Annotated in this window: 31 protein-coding genes; 18 read left to right on the top strand and 13 right to left on the bottom strand. The window is 69.8% G+C overall.

All coding sequences use genetic code 11. The features are described 5' to 3' along the window. Window positions 1-2: 2 nt before the first annotated feature. Genes porA through RAMLITH_RS19265 form a run of 7 tightly spaced genes read right to left on the bottom strand, consistent with a single transcriptional unit; the run spans window position 3 to window position 6950 of the window. Window positions 3-1160, bottom strand: coding sequence for a pyruvate ferredoxin oxidoreductase (porA, locus tag RAMLITH_RS19295; RefSeq protein ID WP_168109083.1), 1158 nt, complete (start codon window positions 1158-1160; stop codon window positions 3-5). Continuing rightward, window positions 1157-2797 (bottom strand): NAD(P)-binding protein, encoded by a 1641-nt coding sequence (locus RAMLITH_RS19290; protein WP_168109082.1) that lies wholly within the window; start codon window positions 2795-2797, stop codon window positions 1157-1159. The genes porA and RAMLITH_RS19290 overlap by 4 nt, the downstream gene beginning before the upstream one ends. Window positions 2798-2805: 8 nt before the next feature. Further along, window positions 2806-3363: a 2-oxoacid:acceptor oxidoreductase family protein gene (locus RAMLITH_RS19285; protein ID WP_168109081.1), complete on the bottom strand. Its 558-nt coding sequence runs from the start codon at window positions 3361-3363 to the stop codon at window positions 2806-2808. Window positions 3364-3378: 15 nt separating this feature from the next. Next, window positions 3379-3783, bottom strand: a complete 405-nt coding sequence (locus tag RAMLITH_RS19280) for a RidA family protein (protein WP_168109080.1) — start codon at window positions 3781-3783, stop codon at window positions 3379-3381. A 10-nt stretch (window positions 3784-3793) separates the two neighbouring features. Continuing rightward, entirely contained in the window at window positions 3794-4327 is a 534-nt protein-coding gene (locus tag RAMLITH_RS19275) for a ferritin family protein (RefSeq protein ID WP_168109079.1), read from the bottom strand. Continuing rightward, complete coding sequence (locus RAMLITH_RS19270; RefSeq protein ID WP_168109078.1) at window positions 4324-5160, bottom strand: 2-oxoacid:ferredoxin oxidoreductase subunit beta; 837 nt, start codon at window positions 5158-5160, stop codon at window positions 4324-4326. The genes RAMLITH_RS19275 and RAMLITH_RS19270 overlap by 4 nt, the downstream gene beginning before the upstream one ends. Further along, window positions 5157-6950, bottom strand: coding sequence for a 2-oxoacid:acceptor oxidoreductase subunit alpha (locus RAMLITH_RS19265; protein WP_202883299.1), 1794 nt, complete (start codon window positions 6948-6950; stop codon window positions 5157-5159). Before RAMLITH_RS19265 ends, RAMLITH_RS19270 begins: the two co-directional genes overlap by 4 nt. Window positions 6951-7157: 207 nt before the next feature. On the opposite strand from RAMLITH_RS19265, the gene had reads away from it, so the two are divergent. The 16 genes from had (at window position 7158) to RAMLITH_RS19185 (ending at window position 20972) form a co-directional block, all read left to right on the top strand. Then, entirely contained in the window at window positions 7158-8225 is a 1068-nt protein-coding gene (gene had / locus RAMLITH_RS19260) for a 6-hydroxycyclohex-1-ene-1-carbonyl-CoA dehydrogenase (RefSeq protein WP_168109077.1), read from the top strand. A 38-nt stretch (window positions 8226-8263) separates the two neighbouring features. Beyond that, window positions 8264-9382 (top strand): 6-oxocyclohex-1-ene-1-carbonyl-CoA hydratase, encoded by a 1119-nt coding sequence (gene oah / locus RAMLITH_RS19255; RefSeq protein ID WP_168109076.1) that lies wholly within the window; start codon window positions 8264-8266, stop codon window positions 9380-9382. 11 nt (window positions 9383-9393) lie between these two features. Then, entirely contained in the window at window positions 9394-10164 is a 771-nt protein-coding gene (locus RAMLITH_RS19250) for a cyclohexa-1,5-dienecarbonyl-CoA hydratase (RefSeq protein ID WP_168109075.1), read from the top strand. An 11-nt stretch (window positions 10165-10175) separates the two neighbouring features. Beyond that, entirely contained in the window at window positions 10176-11357 is a 1182-nt protein-coding gene (bcrC, locus tag RAMLITH_RS19245; RefSeq protein WP_168109074.1) for a benzoyl-CoA reductase subunit C, read from the top strand. Between the two features lie 31 nt (window positions 11358-11388). Then, a complete protein-coding gene (gene bcrB, locus RAMLITH_RS19240; RefSeq protein WP_168109073.1) occupies window positions 11389-12708 on the top strand; it encodes a benzoyl-CoA reductase subunit B in 1320 nt (439 codons plus the stop codon). A 21-nt stretch (window positions 12709-12729) separates the two neighbouring features. Further along, the gene (bcrA, locus tag RAMLITH_RS19235; RefSeq protein WP_168109072.1) at window positions 12730-14076 is read left to right on the top strand and encodes a benzoyl-CoA reductase subunit A; all 1347 of its coding nucleotides are present in this window, start codon (window positions 12730-12732) and stop codon (window positions 14074-14076) included. Next, window positions 14073-14912, top strand: coding sequence for a benzoyl-CoA reductase subunit D (gene bcrD, locus RAMLITH_RS19230; RefSeq protein ID WP_168109071.1), 840 nt, complete (start codon window positions 14073-14075; stop codon window positions 14910-14912). The genes bcrA and bcrD overlap by 4 nt, the downstream gene beginning before the upstream one ends. Before the next feature lie 30 nt (window positions 14913-14942). Next, complete coding sequence (locus RAMLITH_RS19225) at window positions 14943-15188, top strand: YfhL family 4Fe-4S dicluster ferredoxin (RefSeq protein ID WP_168109070.1); 246 nt, start codon at window positions 14943-14945, stop codon at window positions 15186-15188. A 111-nt stretch (window positions 15189-15299) separates the two neighbouring features. Further along, on the top strand, window positions 15300-15791 hold the full coding sequence (locus tag RAMLITH_RS19220) for a DUF3016 domain-containing protein (protein WP_168109069.1): 492 nt from the start codon (window positions 15300-15302) through the stop codon (window positions 15789-15791). 224 nt (window positions 15792-16015) lie between these two features. Further along, window positions 16016-16411 (top strand): group III truncated hemoglobin, encoded by a 396-nt coding sequence (locus tag RAMLITH_RS19215; protein ID WP_168109068.1) that lies wholly within the window; start codon window positions 16016-16018, stop codon window positions 16409-16411. Then, the gene (locus tag RAMLITH_RS19210; RefSeq protein ID WP_168109067.1) at window positions 16411-18063 is read left to right on the top strand and encodes a cbb3-type cytochrome c oxidase subunit I; all 1653 of its coding nucleotides are present in this window, start codon (window positions 16411-16413) and stop codon (window positions 18061-18063) included. The genes RAMLITH_RS19215 and RAMLITH_RS19210 overlap by 1 nt, the downstream gene beginning before the upstream one ends. After that, window positions 18053-18655 (top strand): cbb3-type cytochrome c oxidase subunit II, encoded by a 603-nt coding sequence (locus tag RAMLITH_RS19205; protein WP_168109066.1) that lies wholly within the window; start codon window positions 18053-18055, stop codon window positions 18653-18655. The genes RAMLITH_RS19210 and RAMLITH_RS19205 overlap by 11 nt, the downstream gene beginning before the upstream one ends. Beyond that, a complete protein-coding gene (locus tag RAMLITH_RS19200) occupies window positions 18652-19281 on the top strand; it encodes a c-type cytochrome (protein WP_168109065.1) in 630 nt (209 codons plus the stop codon). The genes RAMLITH_RS19205 and RAMLITH_RS19200 overlap by 4 nt, the downstream gene beginning before the upstream one ends. Window positions 19282-19294: 13 nt before the next feature. Further along, a complete protein-coding gene (locus RAMLITH_RS19195; RefSeq protein ID WP_168109064.1) occupies window positions 19295-19750 on the top strand; it encodes an RrF2 family transcriptional regulator in 456 nt (151 codons plus the stop codon). Further along, the gene (locus tag RAMLITH_RS19190) at window positions 19750-20373 is read left to right on the top strand and encodes an SCO family protein (RefSeq protein WP_168109063.1); all 624 of its coding nucleotides are present in this window, start codon (window positions 19750-19752) and stop codon (window positions 20371-20373) included. Before RAMLITH_RS19195 ends, RAMLITH_RS19190 begins: the two co-directional genes overlap by 1 nt. Further along, window positions 20370-20972 carry a hypothetical protein gene (locus RAMLITH_RS19185; RefSeq protein ID WP_168109062.1) on the top strand — a complete coding sequence of 201 codons (603 nt, stop codon included), beginning with the start codon at window positions 20370-20372 and terminating at the stop codon, window positions 20970-20972. The genes RAMLITH_RS19190 and RAMLITH_RS19185 overlap by 4 nt, the downstream gene beginning before the upstream one ends. A gap of 30 nt (window positions 20973-21002) precedes the next feature. On the opposite strand, the gene RAMLITH_RS19180 is transcribed toward RAMLITH_RS19185, so the two are convergent. From RAMLITH_RS19180 to RAMLITH_RS19170, 3 genes are all read right to left on the bottom strand, one after another. Next, window positions 21003-21539 (bottom strand): GAF domain-containing protein, encoded by a 537-nt coding sequence (locus RAMLITH_RS19180; protein ID WP_168109061.1) that lies wholly within the window; start codon window positions 21537-21539, stop codon window positions 21003-21005. Between the two features lie 138 nt (window positions 21540-21677). Further along, on the bottom strand, window positions 21678-22070 hold the full coding sequence (locus tag RAMLITH_RS19175; RefSeq protein WP_168109060.1) for a universal stress protein: 393 nt from the start codon (window positions 22068-22070) through the stop codon (window positions 21678-21680). 57 nt (window positions 22071-22127) lie between these two features. Then, window positions 22128-22778: a trimeric intracellular cation channel family protein gene (locus RAMLITH_RS19170; protein ID WP_168109059.1), complete on the bottom strand. Its 651-nt coding sequence runs from the start codon at window positions 22776-22778 to the stop codon at window positions 22128-22130. A gap of 121 nt (window positions 22779-22899) precedes the next feature. Here RAMLITH_RS19170 and RAMLITH_RS19165 point away from each other — a divergent pair, with 121 nt between their 5' ends. After that, complete coding sequence (locus RAMLITH_RS19165) at window positions 22900-23292, top strand: hypothetical protein (RefSeq protein ID WP_168109058.1); 393 nt, start codon at window positions 22900-22902, stop codon at window positions 23290-23292. 16 nt (window positions 23293-23308) lie between these two features. On the opposite strand, the gene RAMLITH_RS19160 is transcribed toward RAMLITH_RS19165, so the two are convergent. Further along, the gene (locus RAMLITH_RS19160; protein WP_168109057.1) at window positions 23309-23749 is read right to left on the bottom strand and encodes a hemerythrin domain-containing protein; all 441 of its coding nucleotides are present in this window, start codon (window positions 23747-23749) and stop codon (window positions 23309-23311) included. Window positions 23750-23901: 152 nt separating this feature from the next. Here RAMLITH_RS19160 and RAMLITH_RS19155 point away from each other — a divergent pair, with 152 nt between their 5' ends. Further along, entirely contained in the window at window positions 23902-24429 is a 528-nt protein-coding gene (locus RAMLITH_RS19155) for an ureidoglycolate lyase (RefSeq protein WP_168109056.1), read from the top strand. Window positions 24430-24484: 55 nt separating this feature from the next. Here the strand turns inward: RAMLITH_RS19155 and RAMLITH_RS19150 are convergent, their stop codons facing one another. After that, window positions 24485-24967, bottom strand: coding sequence for a gluconate 2-dehydrogenase subunit 3 family protein (locus RAMLITH_RS19150; RefSeq protein WP_337786182.1), 483 nt, complete (start codon window positions 24965-24967; stop codon window positions 24485-24487). A gap of 5 nt (window positions 24968-24972) precedes the next feature. Then, complete coding sequence (locus RAMLITH_RS19145) at window positions 24973-26577, bottom strand: GMC family oxidoreductase (RefSeq protein ID WP_168109054.1); 1605 nt, start codon at window positions 26575-26577, stop codon at window positions 24973-24975. Window positions 26578-26592 lie beyond the last annotated feature (15 nt).

Genomic DNA, 26592 nt, shown 5'->3' with positions numbered 1-26592 from the left:
GCTCACCTGGCCCAGGTCGATTCCACGCGCGGCGCGGCGGCGAGCGCCCCGCGCACCATTCCCGCCATCGCCTCCGGCGACACGTTCACCCCGCCGACACCGGCCAGCAGGCCGTGCAGGCGCGGCGCGGCATCCATGCCATAGAGCGCCGCCTTCAGCTCCTGGTGCAGGATCCCGCCCATGCCCGGGGAATGGTTGCGGTCCAGGACGATCACGTCGGGCACCCCGGCCAGCGCCACCCGCAGCGCCTGCAGCGGGAACGGCCGGAACAGGCGCAGCTTCACCAGGCCGACGGCCTCGCCGGCGGCACGCATCGCATCCACCGTTTCACGCGCCGTGCCGCACATGCTGCCGAGCGTCACGATCACGGCCTTGGCGCCGTCGCAGCGGTAGCGCTCCAGCACGCCCCAGCTGCGGCCGGTCAGCTCAGCCCACTCCCGGTCCGCCTCCTGCGCCAGCGGTACTGCGCGCCCCATCGCGTCGTCGATAGCCTGCCGGTGCCGGTAGAACATGTCCGCGCTGACCACGTTGCCCCAGGACGAGCCCGTGGCCGTGTCGAGCCGGTGTTCGGGCTCGTACGGTGGCAGGTACCTGTCCACCAGCTCCTGGGCCGGCACCTGCACCGGCTCCACCGCATGCGACACGTAGAACGCGTCGAGGTTGACCATCGCGGGCAACTGCACCTGCTCGGCGACGCGGAACGCGTGCAGCACGGTGTCCAGCGCTTCCTGCGCGGTCTCGACGTAGAACTGGAGCCAGCCGGTATCGCGCTGCGCCAGGCTGTCGGTCTGGTCGGGCCAGAAGGCCCAGGGCGAGGCCACCGTGCGGTTCACGTTGGCCATGACGATCGACGCGCGCGCGCCGCTGGCGTAGTGCAGCACCTCGTGCATCAGCAGGACGCCTTGCGAGGCGGTGGCCGTGAAGACGCGGGCGCCGGCCAGGGACGCCGGCACGCACGCCGACAGCACCGAATGCTCGGACTCGGGCGTCAGGACCTCGGCCTGCAGGTCGCCGCTGGCGTGGAAGTCGGTCAGCAGTTCCAGGATCGGCGTCTGCGGCGTGATCGGATAGACCGGCACCACGTGTGGGCGGGCCAGCCGCGCCGCCCATGCGCAGGCGTGGTTGCCAGTGAGCAGCATCGCCGTTTGGTTTGCACTCATCGAATTTCCTCACGCATGGTGATCGAGCCGGTGGGACATTCCTTCACGCACATGCCGCAGCCCTTGCAGTAGTCGGTCAGTACCTCGTACCCGCCGTCGACGCGTCGGATGGCGAGGTCCGGGCAATAGTGGAAGCAGTTGTCGCAGTTGGTGCAGGTGCCGCAGGAGAAGCAGCGGCCGGCCTCCGCCAGCGCCTGCTCCAGCTCCAGCCCGAGCTGCACTTCGAGCCCGTTGGCCAGGCGGTCGGCGGCCGGCCGCACCTGGGCCTGCGCCCGCGCGGTCTTCGGGTGGTAGTGCAGCGCGATCGCGTCCAGCCCGACCGCCGGCAGCGCCTGCGCCTGGCTCGCCGCCTCGCTGCGCAGCGCACGGTCGATGTCGATCGCGGCGCGCTTGCCCATTCCGACCGCCTCCGTGACGAAGCGCGCCATGCTCGCCACGTCGCCGCCGGCCCACACCTTGTCCGCGCCGGTCGCCTGGCTGTGCCGATCGGCGACGAACAGCCCGCGCTGCGACGGGATCGCCGCCGCCAGGTCGCCCAGGTCCGGGTCGGCGCCGATCGAGGTCACGATGGCGTTGGCCGCCAGCGTGAACTCGGCGCCGTCCACCGGCTCCACCGTGAACTGGCCGCGCACCGCGCCGGCGACGAAGCGCACCTTCTGGCAGGTCAGGACGATGCCCTGGCCGTTGGCTGGCTTGACTTCCTTGAGCATCGCGCCGTCCACCAGCGTGATGCCCTCCTCCAGCGCCTCGGTCACTTCGTCGCGCTGCGCCGGCAGTTGGCCGGCGCTCTCCAGCGCCAGCATCGTGACGTCGTGCCCGGCGCGCCTGGCGCTGCGGGCCGCGTCGATGGCCGCGCTCCCGCCACCGATCACCACCACCCGCCGTCCGAGTTCCGGCGGCGTGCCGGCATTGCTGCGGGCGAGGTATTGCGCGCCGTCCATCAGCCATGGCGCCTTGGCCGGCAGTTGCGGAAGGCGCTTCGGCCGGCCTGCGCCGAGCGCGAGGTACACCGCCTCGTGGCTGGCCCTCAGCTTCTCGAGGTCGACGATGCCGCCAAGCTTCTTGCGCTTGACCTGCACGCCCATCGCGACGATGCGGTTGATCTCGCCATCCAGGATCTTGCGCGACAGGCGATAGGAGGGGATGCCGTAGCGCATCAGCCCGCCGAGTTCATCCTGCTGTTCGTAGATCGTCACCCGCCAGCCGCGCCGCCGCAGCTGGTACGCCGCCGACAGGCCCGACGGCCCGCCGCCGACGATGGCGACATGGCCTTCGCGCTCCTCGGGCGGCGGCTGGAAGGCCCAGCCCTGCTCCAGCGCCATGTCGCCGACCAGGCGTTCGAGCTTGCAGATCGACACCGACTCGTCGTGGGCGCCGCGGTTGCAGGCCGATTCGCACGGGTGGTGGCAGATCCGGCCGGCGATCGCCGGGAAGGGATTGTTGATCGCCAGCACTTCCCAGGCGCCGCGGAAATCGCGCTTGTGGGCCAGGCCGATCCAGTTCGCGATCTCGCCGTTGACCGGGCACGCCTGGTGGCAGGGCGACGGCGGCTTGACGTAGTGCGGCAGCTGCGCGCGCCAGGTGCCGGTCTTGAAGACCTCGGTGCTGCCGGTGGTCCAGGTGGTCGGGGGCAACATGGGGGCGTTCATGCGGCTGCCTCGGTGAGCTGCGCTTCCACGGCGCGGTAGCCGGCGATGCACGCGGCGACGTTCTCGTCGCGCAGCTTCGGCGATTCCGCCTGCAGCAGGCGCTCGAGCACCTCCAGCGGCGGATCGCCGACGGCGCGGGCCAGGCCGCCGAGCAGCGCCGAGTTGACGATGCGGCCGAGGCCCGCCTGGCGCGAGATCGCGAGCCCGTCCACCGGCACCACGCGGTAGCCGGGCAGCGCCGTGCGGAACTCGGCCGGGCTGCGCGCCGAGTTCACGACGATCAGCGTCTGGGCGTGCGCGGCGGCCAGCAACGCGCCTTGCAGCAGGCTCGCGTCGAAGCACAGGATCGCGTCGGCCCGCTCGATGTCGCAGCGCAGCCGCACCGGCTTGTCGTCCACGCGCAGGAAGGAGCTGACGGGCGTTCCGCGGCGCGCCCCGCCGTAACTGGCGAAGGCCTGCACCTGGCGGCCCTCGTTGAAATAGGCCTTGGCCAGCAGGTTGCCGGCGGTCTGCGCGCCCTGGCCGCCGCGGCCCTGGATGATGATCTGCAGCATGGTTCCCGTTTCCCTTCAGCCGCCGCTGCGCGGCAGCACGGCGGTGGCCTCGAGTTCGATCTTGGCCGGGTGGTCGAGCAGGTCCGCGACGAAGATCATGCTCATCGCCGGGTAGTGGCTGCCCATGCGCCGCTTCCAGATCGCCCCGAGGTCGCGCCGCGCCGCCATGTAGGCCGGCTTGTCGCAGCAATAGGCCGTCATGCGGCAGATGTGCCGCGGACCGGCGCCGGACAGCGCCAGCACCGCCAGGATGTTGACCAGCGCCTGGTCGAACTGCGGCACGATGTCCTCGGACGCGAAGCGCTGCTGCGCGTCCCAGCCGACCTGGCCGGCGACGAACACGATCCGGCCCGCCTCGACCTCGATGCCGTTGGCGTAGCCGATCGGCGCCGCCCACCCCTCGGGGAGCAATGTCTTCATCACGAATCCTTCAGTCTGTGTAACGCGGCGGATCGGGATCCACGGCCCAGTCCTGGTCAGGCGCGGGCACCTTCGCCAGCCACGCCTGCACCAGCGCGACGTGCTCGGCCTCCTCGGCCTGCAGCTCCAGCGCCGCCTTGCGCACCGGCTCGGTCGTCGCCATGCGCGCCAGCAGGGCGAAGAAGGCCTGCGCCCGCCGCTCCGCCGCCAGCGCGAGTTGCAGCGCGTGCCACGGCCGCATCAGGTAGTGCGCCTCGTCGATCGGCATCGCCTCGGGCGCCTCCATGCCGGGGGCCGTGAGCAGGCCGGGCGGCGGCGGCGGCGCCTGCGTCCAACCCATCTGCGCCAGGATCTGCTCGGCGTGCTTCGTCTCGTAGCCGGCCATGGTGCGGAACAGTGCCGCCACCTCCGGGTTGTTCGCCGTCTCCAGCATGTCGGCGAATTCGGTGTAGCGCTCCACCGCTTCCAGCTCCATGGCGTAGGCCTGCGCCATGAACTGCTCCAGGGTCAGTTCCGGCAGCGCCGGGCCGGCGGCGGCGCTCACAGCGCGAACTCCGCTTCGAGGTCGGCGACCGACTGTTTCGCGGCCACCGCGCCACCCGGATAGACCGGGCGGTTGCCGGCGTACAGCACGCCGATGTTGAAGCCGTCGTCGGTCATGATGCGGCGGGCCGCCCGCGCGGCGTCGTCGGTGTGCTCCACCGCCGCCGGGTGCACCAGGTTCTTCCAGTCGCGCTGCTCGGGCCGGAACGTGACGCAGGGGCTCAGGATCTCGACGAAGGAGAAGCCGGGGTGCCGGATCGCCTGGGCGATGATGTCCGCGGTGCCGTTCTGGTCGCCCGAGAAGGCGCGCGCCACGAAGTTGGCGCCGGATGCGAGCGCGATCACGAGCGGGTGGAACGACCGGATGCCGGTGCCGCCGGGCGACAGCTTGTTGTCCCAGTCCGGTTCGGTGGTCGGCGAGGCCTGGCCTTTGGTCATGCCGTACACGTGGTTGTCCATGACGATGTAGGTCAGGTCGACGTTGCGGCGGCACGCGTGCAGGAAGTGGTTGCCGCCGATCGAGTAGCCGTCGCCGTCGCCGCTGGCGACCAGCACCGTCAGCTCGGGGCGCGCGACCTTCAACCCGGTGGCGGCCGCGAGCGACCGGCCGTGCACGCCGTGGAAGCCGTAGCACGAGGTGTAGGCGGGGATTCGCGACGAGCAGCCGATGCCGGACACCACCGCCACTTCGTGCGGCGGGCGCTGCAGCTGCGCCAATGCCTTGGTGACCGAGGCCAGCACGGTGTAGTCACCGCAGCCGGGACACCAGATCGGCTTGTAGCCGGACTTGTACTGCGCTGGTGTGAGCGCCGGGGCTTCGACCATGTCGCTCATACCGTCTCCTTCGCTTGGGTTGTGGCGCCGGCCCACTCGAGGAGCGCGGCGCAGACCTCGGCCGGCCGCAGCGGCAGCGGACCGGGCCGGTGGAAGCTGTCGGGACGGGACGGCAGGTCCACCACCCCGCGCAGGTACCGCAGCAGCTGCGCGCCGTGGTTCTGCTCGATCACCATCACCCGCGCGACGCCGGCCAGCGCGGCATCGAACGCCGCCTGCTGCACCGGCGCCAGCAGGCGCAGCACGACCAGCCGCACAGCCACTCCCTGCGCCGCGGCGCGCCGCACCGCTTCGCGCACCGGGCCGGTGGCGGAGCCGAAGGTGATCACCGCCAGCGCAGCGTCGCCTTCGACGTCGGCCCAGCGGCTGCCGTAGTCGTGGCGCAGCAGCTTGCGCTCGCGCTTGTCGAGCTGGATCGTGTGGTCGCGCGCCTGGCTGCTCGGGATCGCGCCCTCGGTGTGCTCGAGGCCGTCCGCCGTGTAGACCACGCCGGGAGTGCCGGGAATCGCCATCGGCGAGACCCCGGACTCGGTGTCGCGGTAGCGCTTGTACTCGGGCGTGCCGGCCTCCACGGTGAGCCGCTGCGCGCCTCCCGGCCGCAGCGCCGGCCTCTCGACGATCGCGCGCGACTGCCCCATGAACTGGTCCGACAGCACGATCGCCGGCGCCTGCAGCGTTTCGGCGAGTTCCACCGCCCATTGCGTGGTCGCGACGCAGTCGGAGATCGAGCTCGGTGCCAGCACCAGCCGCGGCGCGTCGCCGTGCAGGCCGCTGACGGCAAACGACAGGTCGCTCTGCTCGCTCTTGGCCGGGATGCCGGTGGACGGACCGCCGCGCATGACGTCCACGACGACGATGGGGACCTCGGCCGCGACGGCCAGGCCGATGCCTTCGGTCATGAGCGCGAGCCCGGGCCCGGCGGTGGCCGTGAGCGACGGCACGCCGCCGTAGGAGGCGCCGATGATCATGTTGACCGAGGCCAGCTCGTCCTCGGCCTGCAGCAGCGTCCCGCCGACCTTCTGCAGCGCCGGCGCCATCCACTCCAGCAGCTCGGTGGCCGGCGTGATCGGGTAGGCCGCCACGAAGCGCACGCCGCCGCGCAGCGCGCCGTAGCCCGCGCCTTCGTTGCCGGAGAGCACCCAGCGGCCTTCGGTGGCGGGCCCGGCCTTGATCTTCGGCAGGCTGGACAGGCCCTCGGCCGCCGCCATGCCTTCGCGCACCGCCGCCAGGTTGGCCAGCAGCGCCGCTTCCGGACGCTTCCACCCGCGGCGCACGGCCCCTTCGAGCGCTTGCACCGGAATGCCTGCCACAGCGCCGGCGATGCCCAGCGCCAGCATGTTGATCCAGCTGCCGGCCAGGCCCTTGGCCATCTTCTTGAGCGGCAGGGCCACCGTCCTGGCCCCGGTGCGCACGAACACCTCCGGCACCTCGCCGCCCTCGGCGTCACCGATCAGCAGGCTGCCGGCATGCAGCGGGATCTCGTCGGCGAAGCGGTGGATGTTCTGCCAGTCCACGGCCAGCAGCAGGTCGAAACGGTCGTCGAGCGACTCGACCGGGGTCGGCGCGAGCCGCAGCAGCGCGGCCGCCTCGCCGCCGCGGATCTGCGGGCCGCTGGTGCGCACCATGAGGCCGTACAGGCCCGCCTGCGCGGCCGCCTCCAGCAGCAGCGTGCCGGCGGTCATGACGCCGCTGCCGCCGCTGCCGGCGATGGCGATCGAGAGGCCGGCTTGCGCCTGGGGGGGTGGTCGGTCGGCTGACTGCCCGGCTCGTGTGTGTGTTGATGCGTCCACGCATGTCTCCTGCTACGTGTGAGTGGGGTGCAGTAAACACCGCCGACGGCCGGCGATACCTTGACGTGGATCAAGGAGCCCTCCGGAAAAGCTCCCCAGAATCCCTCAAACACGTAATTTGGTACCGCTTTACCATATTACCCCGCAGGACCTCCGGTTTTTCCCCGGGACCGCAAGGCCCGCTCCGCGATGAAAGGCGCTTTCCACATGAGCATCGAAGCACACCGCTGGCTGATGACGGCCCCCAAGGCGCCGCTGGTGCGCGCCGCGTTCACGGCCGCACCCGGCCCCGGCGAGGTGGTGGTGCAGATCGCCGGCTGCGGCGTCTGCCACACCGACCTCGGCTACTACTACGACGGCGTGCGGACCAACCAGCCGCTGCCGCTCGCGCTGGGCCACGAGATCAGCGGCCGCGTCGTGGAAGCCGGTGCAGGCGCGCAGGCCTGGGTCGGCCGCTCGGTCATCGTCCCGGCCGTGCTGCCCTGCGGCGAATGCGACCTCTGCAAGCGCGGTCACGCGACGATCTGCCGCGCCCAGAAGATGCCCGGCAACGACATCCAGGGCGGCTTCGCCTCGCACATCGTGGTGCCGGCCCGCGGCCTGTGCGAAGTGGACCTGGACCGCCTGCAGCGCGCCGGCCTCGAACTGGCGCAGGTCTCGATCGTCGCCGACGCCCTCACCACGCCGTACCAGGCCGTGCGCCGGGCCGGCGTCACGCCCGGCAGCCTCGCCATCGTCGTCGGCGCCGGCGGGGTCGGCGGCTACTGCGTGCAGGTGGCGCGGGCGTTCGGCGCCACCGTGGTCGCGATCGACATCGACGACGCCAAGCTGGCGGCCGTGGCGGAGCACGGCGCCTCGCTCACCCTCAACAGCCGCACCCTCGACGCGAAGGCCATCAAGCAGGCGGTCGTCGCCTTCGCCAGGGAGAAGGGGCTGCGGCAGACCGAGTGGTTCATCTTCGAGTGCTCCGGCAGCGCACCCGGCCAGCTCACGGCGTTCGGCCTGCTGGTGCACGGCGCGACGCTGTCGGTGGTCGGCTTCACGATGGACAAGGTCGAAGTGCGCCTTTCCAACCTGATGGCGTTCGACGCCCGCGCCGTCGGCAACTGGGGCTGCCCGCCAGAGTACTACGCCCCGGCGCTGGACCTCGTGCTGGACGGGAAGGTGCAGGTGGTGCCTTTCGTCGAGAAGCACCCGCTGTCGCAGATCAACGCCATTTTCGACGCGGTGCACAAGCACGAGATCCGCAAGCGGGTCGTGCTGGTGCCCGACTGAAGCCGCCCATCCGAGAGAGTCAACCCGAAGGAGACCTTATGAACGCGCCCGTCAGCTTCCCGCCCATGCTGGACTTCAAGAACCACGACATCGTCGACGATATCTCGAAGCCGCAGGTCCGCTACGAGAAGAAGCCGGCGAAGCGCCCGGACGGCACGGTGGTTCCCGGCCTGTACAACGCCTGGATCACCCTGGACAACCAGGCGCAGTACAACTCCTACACGACCGACATGGTCAAGGGCGTGATCCTGGCGCTGCGCGCGGCCTCGAACGCGCGTGACGTCAATTGCATCGTGCTGACCGGCGCCGGCGACAAGGCGTTCTGCACCGGCGGCAACACCAAGGAATACGCCGAGTACTACGCCGGCCAGCCCCAGGAATATCGCCAGTACCTGCGCCTGTTCAACGACATGGTCACGGCCCTGCTGCTGGCCGACAAGCCGGTGATCTGTCGCGTCAACGGCATGCGCATCGGCGGCGGCCAGGAGATCGGCATGGCCTGCGACTTCTCCGTCGCCTCCGACCTCGCCCGGTTCGGCCAGGCCGGTCCCAAGCACGGCTCGGCCCCGATCGGCGGCGCCACCGACTTCCTGCCGCTGATGGTCGGCGCCGAGCGCGCGATGGCCGCCTGCGTGCTGTGCGAGCCTTTCTCGGCCCACCAGGCCTACGACATGGGCATCCTCACCGACATCGCCCCCGCGCTGAAGGTGGACGGCAAGTTCGTCGCCAACCCGATGGTCGAGACCCAGCGCCTGTTCGACGAGTACGGCCGCAAGGTGTACGGCTCGGCCAAGACCGGCGAGGCGGCCAAGGAAGGCAAGGCGCTGATGGCCAGGGGCACCGTGGATCTCTCCGCGCTGGACGAGAAGGTCGAAGCGCTGTGCGCCAAGATGCTGCTCACCTTCCCCGAGTGCACCTTGAAGACGGTGGAGGAACTGCGCAAGCCCAAGCTCGCGATGTGGGACCGCAACAAGGAAAGCTCGCGCGCCTGGCTGGCCCTCAACATGATGACCGAGGCCCGCGCCGGCTTCACCGCCTTCAACGACGGCCCGAAGGACGACCGCGAAGTCGATTTCGTGCTCCTGCGCCAGAAGCTGGCCGCCGGCCAGAGCTGGCTGGACAAGCTGCACGACCAGATCCAGCCGAAGAAAGGCTGAAGGTCCACTCCATGGCTGAATCGTGTCTCAAGGTCTGGGTCGAACGCGACGGCGCGCTGCTGCGCCTGCGCCTGGGCCGGCCCAAGGCCAACATCGTAGACGCGGCAATGATCGTGGCGCTGCACGCGGCGCTGCGCGAGCACCGCGGCCGCAACACGCTGCGCGGCGTGCTGCTGGATGCGGAAGGGCCGCACTTCAGTTTCGGCGCCAGCGTCGAGGAGCACCTGCCCGGCAACTGCGCGCAGATGCTCGCCTCGCTGCACGCGCTGCTGATCGAGCTGGTGGAGTTTCCGGCGCCGGTGCTGGTCGCGGTGCGCGGCCAGTGCCTGGGCGGCGGGCTGGAACTGGCGATGGCGGGCGGGCCGATCTTCGCCACCGCCGACGCGCAGCTCGGCCAGCCCGAGATCAAGCTGGGCGTCTTTGCGCCGGCCGCCTCGGTGCTGCTGCCGTACCGCGTCAACCAGGCGATGGCCGAGGACTTGCTCTTCTCCGGTCGGTCGATCAACGGCGCCGAGGCGCAGGCCTGCGGGCTGGTGCACGTGGTCGCCGCAGACCCGGAGGCTGCAGCCCTGTCCTATTTCGAGCAGCACCTGCAGGACCGCAGCGCCGCCGCGCTGGCCTGCGCCCTGGCCGCCGCGCGCGGCGCCATGCTGCCCGCCGTGCGCCAGCGTCTCGCCGACGTCGAACGACTCTATCTGGACCGCCTCATGCGCACCCAGGATGCCAATGAGGGCCTCGCTGCCTTCATGGCCAAGCGCCAGCCCAGCTGGACCCACAAGTGAAGGAGACAACCATGTCAGCAGTCCCACCGGTGCAGCAGATCGTCGAGCGCTGCCAGCAGCTCTTCGAGGATCTCGACTTCAAGGCCGTCAAGGAATGGAAGGCCGCGGTCCCCGGACGCAAGGCCATCGGCTACATGCCGGTGTACGTCCCCCGCGAGCTGATCCACGCGGCCGGCATGCTGCCGGTGGGCATCCTGGGCGGCGGCGACGCGCTGGAGGTGATCCAGGGCGACGCCTACTACCAGAGCTACATCTGCCGGATCCCGCGCTCCACCATCGAACTGGGCCTCACGGGCCGGCTCGACTGCGTGGACGGCATGCTGTTCCCGTCGATCTGCGACGTGATCCGCAACCTGTCGGGCATGTGGCAGATCCTGTTCAAGGACAAGTACGTCAAGTACATCGACGTGCCGCAGAACTACGTCGACTCGATCGGCGGCAACTTCTACATCCACGAGATGCAGACGCTGCGCGACGACCTCGGCAAGCTGCGCGGCAAGCCGATCACCGACGAGGAGCTCAACGCCTCGATCGCGGTGTACAACGAAAACCGGGTGGCCATCGACGAGCTGTACAAGTACCGCGCGGCCAAGCCGTGGCAGGCGCCGACCTCCGAGGTCTACCTGCTGCTGCGCGCCGGCATGGTGCTGCCGCCGGAGGAGCATACGGTGCTGGTGCGCCAGTACCTGGAGGCCGCGGAGCAGGTGCAGCGGCCCAGGCGCGACAACGCCCGCGTCGTCATCAACGGCTCGTTCTGCGAGCAGCCGCCGCTGGCGCTGATCAAGTCGATCGAGATGTCGGGCTGCTACATCGTCGACGACGACTTCATGCTGGTCACGCGCTGGCTGCTCGACGAGGTGCCGGCCAACGGCAACCCGCTCGAGGAGCTGTCCAAGGCCTTCCTGCATCGCTCGGCCTCGACGGCCGCCAAGTACGACACGACGCGCGAGGAAAAAGGCGTGTTCCTGATGAAGCAGGTGAAGACCCGCGGCGCGGAAGGCGTGGTGTTCGCCGCGCCTTCGTTCTGCGATCCGGCGCTGCTGGAACGGCCGATGCTGCAGGACGTCTGCGCGAAGCACAACGTTCCGTACACCGCGTTCAAGTACGCGGAGAACACGGGCCAGATGGCGCCGATCCGCGAGCAGTCCGGCACCTTCGCCGATTCCATCAAGCTGTGGAGCGCGGCGGCGTGAGCCGCGTCCACGACAAGTCAGGAGGCAAACCATGAACACAGTCGTCCAGATGCCGGACACGAAGAAAGCCAAGCCGGTCGCCCAGAAAGAGGACGCGATGTGGCTCCAGAAGGAGATGATCAACGCGAACTACATGGACCTGGCCAAGGCCCATTCGCAAGGTCGAAAGGTCGCGGCCACGTTCGTTCCGGGCAACCTGAACGAGCTGCTGATGTGCTTCAACCTCGCGCGCAGCCTGCCCGAAACCAATGCGCTGCAGAACGGCATGCGCAAGAAGTCCGGCAAGATGATCATGGACGCCGAGCGGGACGGCCAGAGCGAGGACGTCTGCACCTACGTCAAGGCCGACCTCGGCATGATGATGGGCGGCGAGATCGGCCCCACGGGCGACCCGATGCCCAAGCCGGACGTCCTGCTGCTCTCCTACACCGGCTGCTTCACGTTCATGAAGTGGTTCGAGCTGATCCGCCACAAGTACGGCTGCGAGACGGTCATGCTGCACGTTCCTTACCAGGGCGAGGGCCGCATCCAGCCGAACATGCGCGAATACGTGGTCAAGCAGCTGAAGGAAACCGTGATCCCGACGCTGGAGCGGATCTCGGGCGTCAAGTTCGACATCGACCGGCTGCGCCAGTACATGCGCGAGTCGGTGAAGGCCGAGGACGACCTGGTGCGGGTGCTGCAGTCGGCCAAGAACCGGCCCTCGCCGATCGACGGCTACTTCGGCGCGGTGTACTACATCGGCCCGATCTTCACCGCCTTCCGCGGCACGCCGGAGGCGACGCAGTACTACAGCATGCTGCGCAAGGAGATCGACGAGCGGGTGCGCCTGGGCAAGGGCCCGATCACGCCCGAGGGCGAGATGGGCGAGGAGAAGTACCGCCTGATCGTCGAGGGTCCGCCCAACTGGACCAGCTTCCGCGACTTCTGGAAGATGTTCTACGACGAAGGCGCGGTGGTGGTGTCGTCCACCTACGCCAAGGTCGGCGGCCTGTACGACTTCGGCTTCCGCCACGACCCGGAGAACCCGCTGGAGTCGCTGGCCGACTACTGCCTGGGCTGCTACACCAACCTGAACCTGCCGTCGCGGATCGACATGATCTGCAAGTACATCGACGAATACCAGGCCGACGGCCTCCTGATCAACTCGATCAAGAGCTGCAACAGCTTCTCGGCTGGCCAGCTGCTGATCCTGCGCGAGGTGGAGCGGCGCACCGGCAAGCCGGCGGCCTTCGTCGAGACCGACCTCGTGGATCCGCGCTATTTCTCGGCGGCCAACGTCAAGAACCGCCTGGAAAGCTATTTCCAGATGGTCAAGCAGAAGCGCACCGCCCTGGCCGGCGCGCACTGAACAGGGAAGAGGAGACAAGCCATGCGCTGCTTCATCGGCATCGACCTCGGGTCGACCACCACCAAGGCGGTGGTGCTGGACGAGGACCAGAACATCATCGGGCGCGGGATCACCAATTCACGCTCGAACTACGACACCGCGGCGACCATCGCCAAGCAGGAGGCGCTGCTGAACGGCCGCTTCCACCTGTTCCGGCAGGCGCTCGGCCGCACGCACGCCCTCAACGGCGGGCTGGACGCCTTCATCAACCAGCTGGAGCGCGACTTCCGCGCCGAGCAGTACCTGGAGCAGCTGGTCGACCTGGAGGAGACCTGCCAGCGCAGCCTGGCCACGGCGCATTTCGGTGCAGCCACGGCGGCGGTGGGCGAGACCCTGACCGAGGTGTTCCGGCGGCTGAAGGCCGAAGCACCGGCGCTGTTCGCCCCGGGCGCCAAGCGCAAGAGCGACTTCTTCCGCGACATCGCCGGCAGCCAGTACCTGGCGATCGGCGAAACGGTATCGAAGGAAGCAGGGACCCGCTACGACTACCTGCTGAACCTGTTCGACCGCTCGATCATCGACGTGGAAAACCGCGTCTATGCGGATTCGATCCGGCGCCACCTGCTGTCGGCGCTGGAACGCACGTTCGTCGAGCTGCCAGAAACGCAGAGCAAGCGCGCCGGTATCGAGGCGCCTATCAAGGGCGTGCTGGACACCGAGATGGAGGAGACCTACGTGGTGGGCACCGGGTACGGCCGGGCCCGCCTGCCGTTCTCGAAGGAGCACGTGCGCTCCGAGATCCTCTGCCACGGCCTGGGCGCCCACGTGATGTACCCGGGCACGGCCACGGTGCTCGACATCGGAGGGCAGGACACCAAGGCGATCCAGGTCGACCCGGCCGGCATCGTCGAGAGCTTCCAGATGAACGACCGGTGCGCGGCCGGCTGCGGCCGCTACCTCGGCTACATCGCCGACGAGATGAACATGGGCCTGCACGAGCTGGGCCCCATGGCCATGCAGTCGACCAAGACCATCCGCATCAACTCGACGTGCACGGTGTTCGCCGGCGCCGAACTGCGGGACCGCCTCTCGCTGGGCGACAAGCGCGAGGACATCATGGCCGGCCTGCACCGCGCCATCATCCTGCGCGCCATGTCGATCCTGGCGCGCTCGGGCGGCATCCGCAACCAGTTCACCTTCACCGGCGGGGTCGCCAAGAACGAGGCCGCCGTGAAAGCGCTGAAGGACCTGGTCGCCGAGAACTACGGCGAACTGCAGCTCAACATCGATCCGGATTCGATCTACACCGGGGCCCTGGGCGGCGCGACGTTCGCCTACCGGGCCGTCGTCGAAGAAGGCAAGACCGCGGAAGCGAGGGAAACCAAATGACTCTGACCATCGGCATCGACGTCGGCTCCGGAGCCGTCAAGAGCACCCTCTTCCGCGTGGAGGACGGCAAGACCGAGTGGCTGGCCAAGCGCTGCGAGCGCATCCGCCGGCGCGACCCCATGGTGCTGGCGCAGGAGGGCCGCGACGCGGTGATCGAGGAGGCCGGCGTGTCGCCCCAGGACATCGACTACATCGCGACGACCGGCGAAGGCGAGAACGTCAAGTTCGCCACCGGCCACTTCTATTCGATGACCACGCATGCGCGCGGCGGCGTGTTCCTGCAGCCCGGCATCAGCGCCGTGGTCGACGTCGGCGCCCTCAACGGGCGCGCGATCTACGTGGACGAGCGCGGCAAGGTGCTGGCGTACAAGATGACCAGCCAGTGCGCATCGGGGTCGGGCCAGTTCCTCGAGAACATCGCCCGCTACCTGGGCGTGGCCGTGGAGGAGATCGGCCAGCTGTCGAAGAGCTCGCAGGACCCCGAGAAGTGCAGCTCGATCTGCGCCGTGCTGGCCGAGACGGACGTGATCAACATGGTCAGCCGCGGCATCGCCACGCCCGACATCCTCAAGGGCATCCACCTGTCGATGGCCTCGCGGATCGTCAAGCTGCTCAAGGTCACCGGCATCAAGCAGGGCACCGCCTTGCTGACCGGCGGCCTCGCGCTGGACGTCGGCCTGCTGGCGGCGATCCAGGAGGAGATGGTCAACGAGAAGGTTGGGGTCCAGGCGGTGAGCCATCCCGACTCGATCTACGCCGGCGCCATCGGCGCGGCATTGTGGGGCGCGTTCCGGCACGAGCGGCTGAAGGAACTCCAGGAACAAGTCGCTGCCTGATTCGCGGCAGTACAGGAAGGAGAGAGAACCATGGCATTGATGATCAACGATGGCTGCACCGCGTGCGACGCCTGCAAGCCGGTCTGCCCCAACGAAGCGATCAGCGTGGGCGACATCATCTACGTGATCGACGCGGCCAAGTGCACCGAGTGTGTGGGCGCCGAGGACGAGCCCCAGTGCAAGCTGGTGTGTCCCGCCGACTGCATCGAGCAGCACCCCGACTTCGTCGAAACGCCGGAGGAGCTGCAGGCGAAGTACGAGGCGCTGCACGCCTGAGCAGGAGGGGCGCCTCGGCCTTTTGCGCAACCCGCGCGCCAGGATCAGAATCGCTTCGAGCCCCGCGCTCGCCGCCCTCCCGGCGGCGGGCACGGCTCGAAGGAGACGACCATGAAGCTGCGCGCGCTTGTCCTGCTCCCCATTTCCTTCGCCCTCGCCTTCGCCGGCGCCGCCCAGGCCGGGAAGGTTGAGATCGCCTTCGTCAACCCCGCCTCGTACACCGACGCTGGCGCGGATGCGACGGAGGAGGCTGCGAACCTGCGGCAGATCGGCCGCTACCTGCGCACCCTGGGCGAGCGCCTGCTGCCGGCGGGCCAGACCCTGACGGTGGAGGTGCTGGAGGTCGACCTGGCCGGCGGCGTGCGGCCGCAGCGCGACGGCACCGAGTTGCGCCTGGTGAGCGGCGGCGCCGATTTCCCGCGCATGCGGCTGCGCTGGACGCTCGCCGGCGACGGCCAGCAGCGCAGCGGCGACGAGCGCGTGGCCGACCTCGATTACACGCGCGGCCTGGCCAACCGGGGCGACTCGCAGGCCTTGTTCTACGAGAAGCGGATGCTCTTCGCGTGGTTCAAGACCCGGTTCGTGAACGGGGTCGACCACTAAGAGCCTGGGCCCACCCTCACCCCAGCCCTCTCCCGCCAGCGGGAGAGGGAGCGGACACGGCGAGCGACTTGCGCCAGCGGGAGAGGGAGCCTTTCAATTCACCGCGCCGGAATACGGCTTCTCCGGGAATTGCGGCGCCGCGAGCGCGCCGGGGGCACCTAAAGATACATTCTTGGGGAATCTTTGATCGGGATCAATGCATCCCGGCGCAGGAGCCCTCTCGAATGCCAACGCCCGACCTCTGCACCGAGGAGGAAGTGAGCGGCCTGGTGCACGCGTTCTACGACCGCGTGCGCGAGGACGACGCCCTCGGCCCCATCTTCGACCGACATGTCAACGACTGGAATCGCCACCTGGCGACCATGGTCGATTTCTGGTCGTCTGCCCTGCGTGGCACCGCGCGCTTCCGTGGCACGCCGATGCCCAAGCACGTAGCGCTGCCGGGCCTGACCCGGCAGTTGTTCCAGCGCTGGCTGGGCCTGTTCGGTGAAACGACCGCGCAGCTCCCCAACGCGGCCATGCGCGAGCGCGCCAACGACCTCGCCAGCCGCATCGCCGAGAGCCTGTGGTACGGCTACCAGCTCAGCCGCCAGGCCGAGCCCCTCCCGGGAGCCGCGTGATGGACAGCGCGATCCTCAGCCTCGCGGGCGCCTTCGTCCTGTCGATCATCGGCCTGTTCGTCTTCATCTGGTCGCTGCGCAAGGGCCTGCTGGTGGAGAACCCGGCGGCCGCGTCCGTCATCTTCGCCCGCGGTGAGATCGGGCACACCGACGACCCGGCCGCGGCCGACGGCGAGCGCCGTTCGCTGCAGGCGGCGGCGAGCGAACACGGCTCGGCCGGCCACGGCGCGGACGCCGGCGAGCTGCAGGACCGGGTGGCGGCTGACCGCTCGAGCGCCTTCCCGGTGTTCATGTTCATCGCGTTCGCGCTCTTCTGGCTGATCCTGGGTTCGGCGGCCGGCCTCGTGTCGTCCATCAAGCTGCACGAACCGGACTGGCTCAACCAGCAGGCGTGGATGACCTTCGGCCGGCTGCGCACCGTGCACCTCACGGCCGTCCTCTACGGCTGGATCACCAACGCCGCGCTCGGCATGATCCTGTGGCTGCTGCCGCGCCTGCTGCGCACGCCGCTGCACGCGCCGGTCTGGACCATGCTGGGCGGCGCCCTGATCAACACCGGCATCGCCGCCGGCATCGGCGCCATCGCCTCGGGCTGGTCCGACGGCATGGAATACCTCGAGATCCCGTGGCAGATCGGCATCTTCATCCTGGTCGGCTTCGTGCTGATCGTGCTGCCGGTGCTGTACACGCTGGTGAACCGCAAGGTGGAGCACCTGTACGTCACCGTCTGGTACACGGTCGCGGCGCTGCTGTGGATCTCGCTGCTGTTCCTGGTGGGCAAGATGCCGGGCGTGCACACCGGCGTGCAGCAGGCCACCACCAACTGGTGGTACGGCCACAACGTGCTGGGGCTGTGGTTCACGCCGGTGAGCGTCGGCGCCATCTACTACTTCCTGCCGAAGATCATCGGCCGGCCGGTGCGCTCGTACAACCTGTCGATCCTGGGCTTCTGGACGCTGGCGTTCTTCTACGGCCAGGTCGGCGGCCACCACCTGATCGGCGGTCCGGTGCCCGGCTGGCTGACGACGCTGTCGATCGTACAGAGCATGATGATGGTGATCCCGGTCGTGGCGTTCAGCATCAACATGGCCGGCACCATGAAGGGCCGCATGCACCTGGCGCGCTACTCGCCGACGCTGCGCTTCATGATGTTCGGCGGCGCGATGTACTTCCTGTCGTCGATCCAGGGGTCGCTGGAGTCGCTGCGCAGCATGAACGCGGTGACCCACTTCACGCACTACACCGTCGGCCACGCGCACCTGGGTGCCTACGCCTTCGTCACCATGGTGCTGTTCGGCGCCGTGTACTTCATGATGCCGCGCGTGCTGAACTGGGAGTGGCCGTTCCCGCGGCTGATCACCGTGCACTTCTGGCTGGCCGCCGTGGGCATAGGCATCTACTTCGTCGCCCTGACGGTCGGCGGCTGGCTGCAGGGCGTCGCCATGCTCGACCCGGCCCGCACCTTCATGGAGTCGGTGGCGGTCACCCTGCCTTACCTGCAGTGGCGCTCGGTCGGCGGAACGCTGATGCTGGCAAGCCACCTGGTCTTCGCCGGCCACTTCCTGGCGATGGCGCTGCGCTTCGGTCCGCAGCGCACCGGCGCCGCCCTCTTCGCACACAGCCGCGAGCTGGAGGTCGTCTATGGAAAATGAACTGAAACTCGCTTCCGGGGCGATGGTCGCCCTCGGCGTCGCGACGGCCGCCCTGGTGGTGATGCCCTACGTCGAAGTGCGCGACGTCAAGCCGGCGCCGCAGCTCAAGCCCTATACCAGCGCCGAGCAGCGCGGGCGCAACGTCTACGTCGCCAACGGCTGCGTGTACTGCCACACCCAGCAGCCGCGCGACCGCAACCTCGGTCCCGATGCCGACCGCGGCTGGGGCCGCGCCTCGGTGCCGGCCGACTACGCCTACGACAAGCCGCACCTGCTGGGCAGCATGCGCACCGGCCCCGACCTGCTGAACATCGGCGCGCGCCAGCCGAGCCGCGACTGGCACCTGGGCCACCTGTACCAGCCGCGCGCCTACGTGCCGGGCTCGATCATGCCGTCCTATCCCTACCTGTTCCAGGTCAAGGACGCCGCCGAGGCGAAGCAGGAAGGCGACCAGCCGATCACGCTGCCGCCCGGCTACGGCCCGATGGTCGGCCAGGTGGTGGTGCCGACGCCGGAAGCGCTGGACCTCGTGAAATACCTGCAGTCGCTGGACCGGACCTACCCCGTGCTGCCGCCGGAGCCAAAGTCATGACCCCCTCGCCCGAAGACGCACTCCTGCGCGCCCCGCGACCGGCCGCGGCACCGCCGCAGGCGCGCGAACAGGCCGACCCCTCCGAGCGCAGCCAGCCGATCCCGCTGCTGGTGGCCGCAATCACGCTCGCCATGGTGCTCGGCGGCGCCGCCTACATCCTGCTTTCCGAGCCGTTCGGCGCGCCGGGCCTGGGCGACCGCCGCACCATCGCCGACCTGCGGCCGGCGGCCGGCGCCGCAGCCGGCAGCGCCGACGGCAAGCAGGTGTTCGCGGGCAACTGCGCCTCCTGCCACCAGGCCACCGGCAAGGGCCTGCCCGGCGTCTTCCCGCCATTGGCGGGTTCCGAGTGGGTCACCGGCGACGAACGCGTCCTGGCCAACATCCTGCTGCATGGGGTGGACGGCGAACTCACGGTGGCCGGCACGACGTACAAGGGATCCATGCCCTCGTTCAAGCAGCTGGGCGATGCCGAACTCGCGGCGGTCGCCAGCTATATCCGCGCCGAATGGGGCAACACCGCGGGGGCGATCAAGCCCGAGGCGATCGCCGCCGAGCGCAAGGCCGCCTCGCGGGACGCGCCGTTCAAAGGCGGTGCCGAACTGAAAGCGCTCACGAGCGGTTCCTGAGCGGCGAGCGGACATGAGGCTCACCTTGCTCACCGACTACGCGATGCGGGTGCTGATCCACCTGGCGCAGCAGCCGGACCGCGTCTGCACGATCGCCGAGGTCGCCGCCCGGTACGGCGTGTCCGGGCCGCACCTGATGAAGGTGACGCACCAGCTCGGCCGGGCCGGCTGGATCGCCACCACGCGCGGCAAGGGCGGCGGCATGCGGCTGGCGCGGGCACCGCAGGACATCCGCATCGGCGAGGTGGTGCGCAGCATGGAGCCGGACCTGTTCGTCGTCGAGTGCTTCTCGGCCGCTTCCACGTGCAGCCTGACCGGTTCGTGCCGGCTCACCGGCGTGATGGACGGGGCGCTGCGTCAGTTCATCGAGCACCTGGACCGCCATACGCTGGCCGACATCATGCTGCCGCCGCCCGGGAACGGCCCGCGGGTGCTCGAATTCAAGCGCCCCGCGCGGGCGGCCGCCTGATGCTGCGCACCGCGCTGCTGTGTACCGCGCTGGCGATCGGCGGCTATGCGAGCGCCGCCTGGCTCACGCACGACTTCCAGGCGTGGACCGCCGAAGGCGCGCGCCGGCTCGAGGTCGCGCTGTCGCCGGTCGCGACGCCGCCAGTGCTGGTCGAAGGCCCGGCCACGCCGGCGCGTTCGCTGGCGCAGGTGGTCGGCGACGGCCAGTCGGTCACGATCGTGGACTTCATCTACACCCGCTGCGAGACGGTCTGCCTGTCGCTGGGCAGCACCTTCCAGCAGATGCAGGCGGCGCTGCAAGCCGACCCCGGAGCGAACGTGCGACTGCTGTCCGTGAGCTTCGATCCGCGCGACAGCAGCGCCGACCTGCAGGCCTACGCCGGCCGGATGCGGGCCGATGCGAAGCACTGGCGGTTCGTGCGCGGCGTCGATGAGCGGCAGACGCGGGCGCTGCTGTCGGCGTTCCAGGTCGTCGTCGTACCCGACGGGCGGGGCGACTTCGAGCACAACGCGGCGCTGCTGGTGGTCGACCCGCGCGGCCGGCTGGTGCGCGTCTTCGACATCGCCGAACAGGAGCTGGCGCTGAATTACGCGCGGCATCTCGCGGCGCAGGGCTCGTCATGAAGCCCCGCGCGCTGGCCTGGCTGGCCGCCGCCACGGCCCTGCTCCTGCTGCTGCCGCCGGCGCGGCAGGCGCTGGAATCCAGCATGACCTTGCACATGCTGGGGCAGGCGCCGCTGCTGATGCTGTGCGGTGCGCTGATCGCCGCTGGCCTGCCGGCTGGCTGGCGCGCGAGGGTCGACGCCTGGAACGCCTATGGCATCACCGGGCTGTTCGCGACGGCCGTCGTGCTCGCGCTCGTCATGATCCCGCGCCTGCTCGATCTCGCCCTCACCGACTGGCGCATCGACGCCGCGAAGGCGCTGGCGCTGGTCGCCTGCGGCGGTGCGCTGCGCCTGTCGTGGCGGCGCGCCGGCGCGCTGGTACAGGGCTTTTTCCTGGGCAATGTGCTGCCGATGACGGCGGCGGCCGGGCAGCTGTACCAGGACTCGCCGCTGCGCCTGTGCAACGCCTACCTCCTCGACGACCAGGTGCGCCTGGGCCAGTTGCTGGTCGCGCTCGCAGTTGCCGCGGGCATCGCGTGGTTCGCGCAACTGGTGCGGGCGCTCATGCGGCGCGAGGACGCGGGCCTGCCGCAGCCGGATTCACCGGGCAACGCCTGACCTCGCGGCGGCTGCCGCTCCGCGCAGCGGCTACGCGCCGCCGGCCCGGTCGATGCCCGCCGCGATCACGCTGGCCACGTCCTGCAGTCCGAGGACGTCGGATTCGCCCAGATCCGGCCGTGCCTGGTGGCTGAAGCAGCACAGCGTGCCATACACCTCGCCATTCCTGAGCACGATCGGCACACTGAGGTAGGAGCCGATCGCCAGCCGCCGGGTGATGGCCAGCGCGCTCGCCTCGGCGGAGGCGGAAGTGTCCGGGATCGCCCGCGGCAACCGTCCCTCCACGATGCGCTTGCAGTAGCTGTCGACCAGCGGATCGGAGTTGCCGGGCGCGACGGGCGAGGGGCCCTGCGTGGCAACGCTCACGATCCGGAACACGCGCTGGTCGTCCACGAACTGCGACACGAACGCGATGTCCATGCCCAGCGCGGCGCGCACCCGGGCCAGGAATTCGCTCAGGGCCTTGTGCCGGTCGTCGCTCGCGAAATCGGCCGTCGCGACCGTGTATTCCCGCGCGATGGCCGCCAGGCGCGCCCGTCGCGATTCGGATGACGCCGGAAGGGGCATGCATCCATGATAGTTGGGCCAGGCGCGGCAGCGCGGTCGCGCGGCGCCGCACTGCCAACCGGTTACCGGCGTTGCCTTCGGCAACCTGCGCCACCGGGCAGAACCCGGCGCGACTTGCGGCCGCAGTCGGCCGTCCGGCTACTGGGCCTTGACCGACAGCACCGGGCAAGGCACGGACAGCAGCAGTTGCTGCGCCACGCTGCCCAGGAGCAGCTTGCCGACCGGCGAGCGCTTGCGCAGGCCGATGACCAGCAGCGAAACCTGCTGCGGCCCGATCATCGCTTCGATTTCCTCGACGGCGTCCTTGCCGCGGATGAACTGCTTGAACTCGCCGGCCACGCCCGCCGTCTGCAGCATCGTCTCGATGCGCTCGACCTCCGGTGCATCGGCCACCGATGCGTCTTCGTGCTGGCCGCCGGGTCCCGCGTTGACGACCACCAGCCGCTCGCCGCGCTGCCTGGCCAGGTCGATCCCCGCGGCGAGCGCCGCATGCCCTTCGGGGCGGGGAACGTAAGCTACGAGAATGGTCATCGCCGGCTCCTCTGAAATGGCAGTGCCATTGTGCCTGCGCCCGGGGATCCCCCCGGTCTACTTGGCGACGTCCCCGGATGACCACGGCGGCAGCTGGTAGCCGGTCACGAGCGCCAGCACCCGCAAGCCACTGGCGGTGGCCGCCCCAAGCACGAGGCCCGCTCCCGGCGGCAGACCCGCCTGCTGCGCGAGGACCAGGACCCAGCCGCCGGCGAACGCGCAGATCGCGTAAGGACGGTGATCGCGCAACGCGGTCGGTATCTCGTTGCACACGATGTCCCTCAGCACGCCGCCGAAGGTCGCCGTGATCACGCCCATCAGGACCGCGACGATGCCCGGCAGGTCCTGCGCCAGTGCGAGCTGCGTCCCGCTGGCGCTGAACAGGCCCAGGCCCAGGGCGTCGGGCCACTGCATCGCGCGCTCCGTCGGTGCGAAATGGCGCGCCCGCAGAAAGAGCATCGCGCCGGCGCACACGGCCAGCAGCAGCCACAGCCAGCCGGGGTGCGCCACCCAGAAGAACGGCCGCCGGTCCAGCAGCACGTCGCGCAGCGTCCCGCCGCCGAACGCCGCCAGTCCGGTGACCAGGCAGACACCGACCGCGTCCAGGCGCTTGCGCGCCGCCTCCAGCAGGCCGGACAACGCGAAGGCGAGCGTCGCGCTGCCTTCGACGACGGTGTGCAGCAGGGAGAGAAGTGGTGCGTTCGTCATGCCGGGATTGTCGGCGGCGGCGGGGTTCGCCGCCTCCTCGAGGTGCCCTGGCGCCGGGCGGCGGTCGAACGCAGGGGACTGGCGCAGCGCGCCGAGGTGGCCTACAGTGGCCTGCCAGCACATGAGGAACCGCCAAATGCCGACTCGTACTGCTTCGTTCACCAAGAGGATCTCCGCCAACGGCCAGGCGTTGCACCGCGCGATGGCGCGCCGGATCGCCACCGAGGGCGCGGACGCGGCACCGTCCGCGGCCGAGGCCGCCCTGATCGAGGAGCGCCGGCTGCTCAAGAAGGAGCGGGACAAGCGCAAGGCGCGGGCGCTGCTGCCCGGGCCGAGCGCCCTCGACCGGCTGGTGCGGACGCACCATCCCGAGGCCAAGGCCAAGCCGAAGGCGAGCAAGGAGGCGCACGAGGCCAAGAAGCCCAAGCCGCGCCGGACGCGGGCCGAGAAGCACGCGGAGAAGACGGCGGCGCTGGAAGCCGCCCGCCGGCCGTCGAAAAAGCCGGCGAAGTGAACCGGCCAGCCTTCTCTCAGGCCTCCTGAACGTTCGTCGCCACCTCGGCACGGCGGCCCTGGATCCGGCCGCCCAGCGTGGCCAGTTCCATCCCGCAGGCCTTGGCCTTCGGGAAGATGTCCCGGCGCTCCGCCTCGATGTGCACCAGCGCGTTCCGGCAGACGGCCTCCACCGCGCCGTCAAGGTTGTCGGCGTTCGGCACCCGGGCGATCAGCTCCTTGAGGTGCTGGTGCTCCTTGCGTGCACGCTCGACGAGCTGCTCATCGCCGGTGGCGCGTGCCAGCGCGGGGTAGAAGAGCTCTTCCTCCACCATCGAGTGCAAGGTGAGCTCCATGCAGATGATCTGCGCCAGGTGCAACCTGGCGGCAGCGTCGCCGCCGGCCGACCTGAAATCCCGGAAGAGGCCTTCCACGCGCTGGTGGTCGGCCTCGAGCAAGGCGATGGCATCCTGGGCCATGGTGTTCTCCCGTGAGCGGACGCGGCGTGCTCGACGCCACTGCGGCCAAGCTAGCACTGCGGGCGCGGGCCGCCTGTAGGCCGAGGTGGCAGCCGGCTGTCGGCGCGAACCGCGGGCAGGCGGCCACCCTGCGCCTGGGGTAGCCTCTGCCCATGACGACGACTGCACGACCTCCCCGGCGCTGGTTGACAGTGGAGCCGCTGGAGGCGCCCGCCTTCCTGCCCTTCGGCGATGTCATCGAGGCCGGTCGCCCCGGCAAGCACCGGACCATCAACGAAGGCTTCGCCGAGCGCTTCGACGACCTCGCGCGACTCGATACCGGCCGGCAAGGCGGCCGTCCGGTGGTGAGCGTGTTCCGCGCGCGGCCACGACCGCTGCCCTTGCAGTTGCGGCTCGTCGAGCGCCACCTCCTCGGGAGCCAGGCGTTCGTGCCGATGCGCTCGCAGCGGTTCCTGGTGGTGGTCGCACCGGCGGGGCCGGGGCCCTCGGCCGCACAATTGCGCTGCTTCATGGCGGGTCCCGGGCAGGGAGTCAATTACGCCGCCGGCACCTGGCATCACCCGCTGATCGCCCTGGACCAGGGCGGCGACTTCCTCGTCGTCGACCGTGGCGGGCCGCTCGCGGCCGACGATTGCGAAGAGCATCCGCTGCTGGACGCGAACGTCTGGGTGCCGGAATGAGCGGGATGCCAGGGTCGCCGGGGCCAGCATCGCGCCGGCCCCTGCAGCGCCGCTGTCAGGATGCGTCGCGCCAGATCCTGCCGCGGGCGATGACCGGCTCCAGCAACGTCAGGTCGCCGGCCGGCACCTGGTAGCCGCCCGGAAAGGGCGGACGAGCCTCCAGCCCCAGCCCTTGGACGACGGCATCCTGCTGGTAATAGCAGGTCACGGCCTCGAGGCCCAGCCGTTGCAGCACGGCGGGCTGGCGCGCGGCGAATTCATCGAGCAAGGCCGAACGGCGGGCGTCATCCAGCGCCGCGAAGCCGGCGCCGTATCGCGCCGTTGCCTCGCGTTCGAGCGCGGCGAGGCCATCCCGCAAGACCGGCAGCGCGGCTGCGACGCCTTCGACGTGACGCAGCACTTCCGGCATCCCGGCGGCACCCGGCATCCGTCCATCCGCGCTCGGGGGCACGAGCATGCCCAGCAACACTCGCAGTGTCTCGTGCCGCGACGGCGTGAGGCCTGCCTCGGCACCGGGTGTGGGAGACGAGGTCGTCATGCGGATCAATCGAAGAGATTGGCCAGGCGCTGCTTCATCGTATCGGCCACGTGGAGCGCGATCGCCTGGATGGTGGGGGTGGGGTTGACGCCGCCGGACGTGACGAACACGCTGCCGTCGACGATGAACAGGTTCTTCACGTCGTGACTGCGTCCCCATTCATTCACCACCGAACGCCGGGGATCGGTCCCCATGCGCGCGGTGCCCAGCTGGTGCCAGCCGGTGGCGCGCATCGGAACCGGGTTCTCCAGGATCTCGCGCGCGCCCGCGGCCAGCAGGGCTTCCCTGGCGCGCTCCAGGCCGTGGCGGATCATGCGCTGCGTGTTGTCGGCGAGGCGGTAGGTGATGCGTGGCGCCGGGACGCCGTCCGAGTCGGTCAACTCGGGGTCGAGCGTGACGGTGTTGCATTCCTCGGGCAGGTCTTCGCAACACACGCCGACACCGATGGTGCGGCCGAAATGTCTCGCGAAGGCCTCGTGATGGCCGGCGCCCCACGGAATGTCACCGCGCAGGTGACCGGAGCGCGCGGTGGTGACGGGTCCGAAACCGCGCGTGACCTGCAGGTTGTAGCCGCGCACGAAGCCGCGGGCGAGGTCGGTCTCGTAGAACTGCTTGCTGAGAATGCAGACCGCCTGGGGTCCGAACTGCGACTCGAGCGGCTCGTCGAACACGCCGCGCACCGCGGCCCACGGATGCATCATCAGATTCTTGCCGACCAGTCCGGACCGGTTTGCCAGGCCATCCGGAAACCGCGCCGACTTCGAATTGAGCAGCAGCCGCGGCGTGCCGATGCCGTTGCAGGCCAGCACCACCACCTCCGCCCGCTGGACCTGTTCGCGTCCGTCCGCGTCGTAGTAGACGACGCCGGTGGCCATGTCGTTGTCGTCCACCAGGATCTCGCGCACGCGGCAGCGGGTCCTGAGCTTGACGCCGGCCCGCAGGGCCAGCGGCCAGTACGTGATGTCGACCGTGCCCTTGGCGCCTTGCGCGCAGCCGAGCTTGCAGGTGCCCAGGTTGATGCACGGTGCCCGGCCCTCGTGCTCGCGGGTGGCGATGGCGATCTCGGAGGGCCACCAGTGCCATCCCAGCCGGTTGAAGCCGCGCGCCATGGTTTCGCCCAGGCGCCCCAGGGGCACCGGCGGCAGCGGCGGCTGGTGCGGCGGATACGCCGGATCGCCGGCCAGGCCGGCTACGCCCATGTGATGGTCGTTGACGGCGTACCACGGCTCGAGCGTCGAATAGCCGATCGGCCAGTCGTCGGCCACACCGTCGAGGCTGCGGACCCGGAAGTCCGAAGGATGCAGGCGCGGAAAGTGGGCGGCGTAGAGGATGGTGCCGCCGCCGACGCCGTTGAAGTTGAGGATCGAGATCGGCGAATCGTCGTCGTTGACCGGATAGTCTTCGCGACGGCGCCGCACGTTCGGGTCGGGCGAGAAGTCGGAGTCGGCGCGCAGTTCCCAGTCGCGCCGGGTCGCCGGATAGTCGGCGGGATTCACCCAGTCGCCCTGCTCGAGGCACAGGATCCGCATCCTCGTGTCGGCCATGCTCCACGCGAACGCCGCGCCCGAGGCGCCGGCGCCGATGATCAGGACGTCGACGGGATCGTTCATCGGATTCGGCCTTCC

The organism is Ramlibacter lithotrophicus (genome assembly GCF_012184415.1).
GTDB classification, from domain to species: domain Bacteria; phylum Pseudomonadota; class Gammaproteobacteria; order Burkholderiales; family Burkholderiaceae_C; genus Ramlibacter; species Ramlibacter lithotrophicus.
This window is presented reverse-complemented; position numbering and strand designations above follow the sequence as displayed.

Coding starts and splice junctions, on each gene's coding strand:
- RAMLITH_RS19180 (WP_168109061.1), bottom strand. CDS start 21,539: ATGCCCCTTCCGGCGTCATCCGAATCGCGACGGGCGCGCCTGGCGGCC.
- RAMLITH_RS19200 (WP_168109065.1), top strand. CDS start 18,652: ATGACCCCCTCGCCCGAAGACGCACTCCTGCGCGCCCCGCGACCGGCC.
- porA (WP_168109083.1), bottom strand. CDS start 1,160: ATGAGTGCAAACCAAACGGCGATGCTGCTCACTGGCAACCACGCCTGC.
- RAMLITH_RS19215 (WP_168109068.1), top strand. CDS start 16,016: ATGCCAACGCCCGACCTCTGCACCGAGGAGGAAGTGAGCGGCCTGGTG.
- RAMLITH_RS19290 (WP_168109082.1), bottom strand. CDS start 2,797: ATGTTGCCCCCGACCACCTGGACCACCGGCAGCACCGAGGTCTTCAAG.
- RAMLITH_RS19195 (WP_168109064.1), top strand. CDS start 19,295: ATGAGGCTCACCTTGCTCACCGACTACGCGATGCGGGTGCTGATCCAC.
- bcrB (WP_168109073.1), top strand. CDS start 11,389: ATGAACACAGTCGTCCAGATGCCGGACACGAAGAAAGCCAAGCCGGTC.
- RAMLITH_RS19145 (WP_168109054.1), bottom strand. CDS start 26,577: ATGAACGATCCCGTCGACGTCCTGATCATCGGCGCCGGCGCCTCGGGC.
- bcrA (WP_168109072.1), top strand. CDS start 12,730: ATGCGCTGCTTCATCGGCATCGACCTCGGGTCGACCACCACCAAGGCG.
- RAMLITH_RS19205 (WP_168109066.1), top strand. CDS start 18,053: ATGGAAAATGAACTGAAACTCGCTTCCGGGGCGATGGTCGCCCTCGGC.
- RAMLITH_RS19250 (WP_168109075.1), top strand. CDS start 9,394: ATGGCTGAATCGTGTCTCAAGGTCTGGGTCGAACGCGACGGCGCGCTG.
- RAMLITH_RS19170 (WP_168109059.1), bottom strand. CDS start 22,778: ATGACGAACGCACCACTTCTCTCCCTGCTGCACACCGTCGTCGAAGGC.
- bcrD (WP_168109071.1), top strand. CDS start 14,073: ATGACTCTGACCATCGGCATCGACGTCGGCTCCGGAGCCGTCAAGAGC.
- RAMLITH_RS19160 (WP_168109057.1), bottom strand. CDS start 23,749: ATGGCCCAGGATGCCATCGCCTTGCTCGAGGCCGACCACCAGCGCGTG.
- RAMLITH_RS19185 (WP_168109062.1), top strand. CDS start 20,370: ATGAAGCCCCGCGCGCTGGCCTGGCTGGCCGCCGCCACGGCCCTGCTC.
- RAMLITH_RS19220 (WP_168109069.1), top strand. CDS start 15,300: ATGAAGCTGCGCGCGCTTGTCCTGCTCCCCATTTCCTTCGCCCTCGCC.
- RAMLITH_RS19285 (WP_168109081.1), bottom strand. CDS start 3,363: ATGCTGCAGATCATCATCCAGGGCCGCGGCGGCCAGGGCGCGCAGACC.
- RAMLITH_RS19270 (WP_168109078.1), bottom strand. CDS start 5,160: ATGAGCGACATGGTCGAAGCCCCGGCGCTCACACCAGCGCAGTACAAG.
- RAMLITH_RS19150 (WP_337786182.1), bottom strand. CDS start 24,967: ATGACGACCTCGTCTCCCACACCCGGTGCCGAGGCAGGCCTCACGCCG.
- oah (WP_168109076.1), top strand. CDS start 8,264: ATGAACGCGCCCGTCAGCTTCCCGCCCATGCTGGACTTCAAGAACCAC.
- RAMLITH_RS19175 (WP_168109060.1), bottom strand. CDS start 22,070: ATGACCATTCTCGTAGCTTACGTTCCCCGCCCCGAAGGGCATGCGGCG.
- RAMLITH_RS19190 (WP_168109063.1), top strand. CDS start 19,750: ATGCTGCGCACCGCGCTGCTGTGTACCGCGCTGGCGATCGGCGGCTAT.
- RAMLITH_RS19280 (WP_168109080.1), bottom strand. CDS start 3,783: ATGAAGACATTGCTCCCCGAGGGGTGGGCGGCGCCGATCGGCTACGCC.
- bcrC (WP_168109074.1), top strand. CDS start 10,176: ATGTCAGCAGTCCCACCGGTGCAGCAGATCGTCGAGCGCTGCCAGCAG.
- RAMLITH_RS19165 (WP_168109058.1), top strand. CDS start 22,900: ATGAGGAACCGCCAAATGCCGACTCGTACTGCTTCGTTCACCAAGAGG.
- had (WP_168109077.1), top strand. CDS start 7,158: ATGAGCATCGAAGCACACCGCTGGCTGATGACGGCCCCCAAGGCGCCG.
- RAMLITH_RS19225 (WP_168109070.1), top strand. CDS start 14,943: ATGGCATTGATGATCAACGATGGCTGCACCGCGTGCGACGCCTGCAAG.
- RAMLITH_RS19210 (WP_168109067.1), top strand. CDS start 16,411: ATGGACAGCGCGATCCTCAGCCTCGCGGGCGCCTTCGTCCTGTCGATC.
- RAMLITH_RS19155 (WP_168109056.1), top strand. CDS start 23,902: ATGACGACGACTGCACGACCTCCCCGGCGCTGGTTGACAGTGGAGCCG.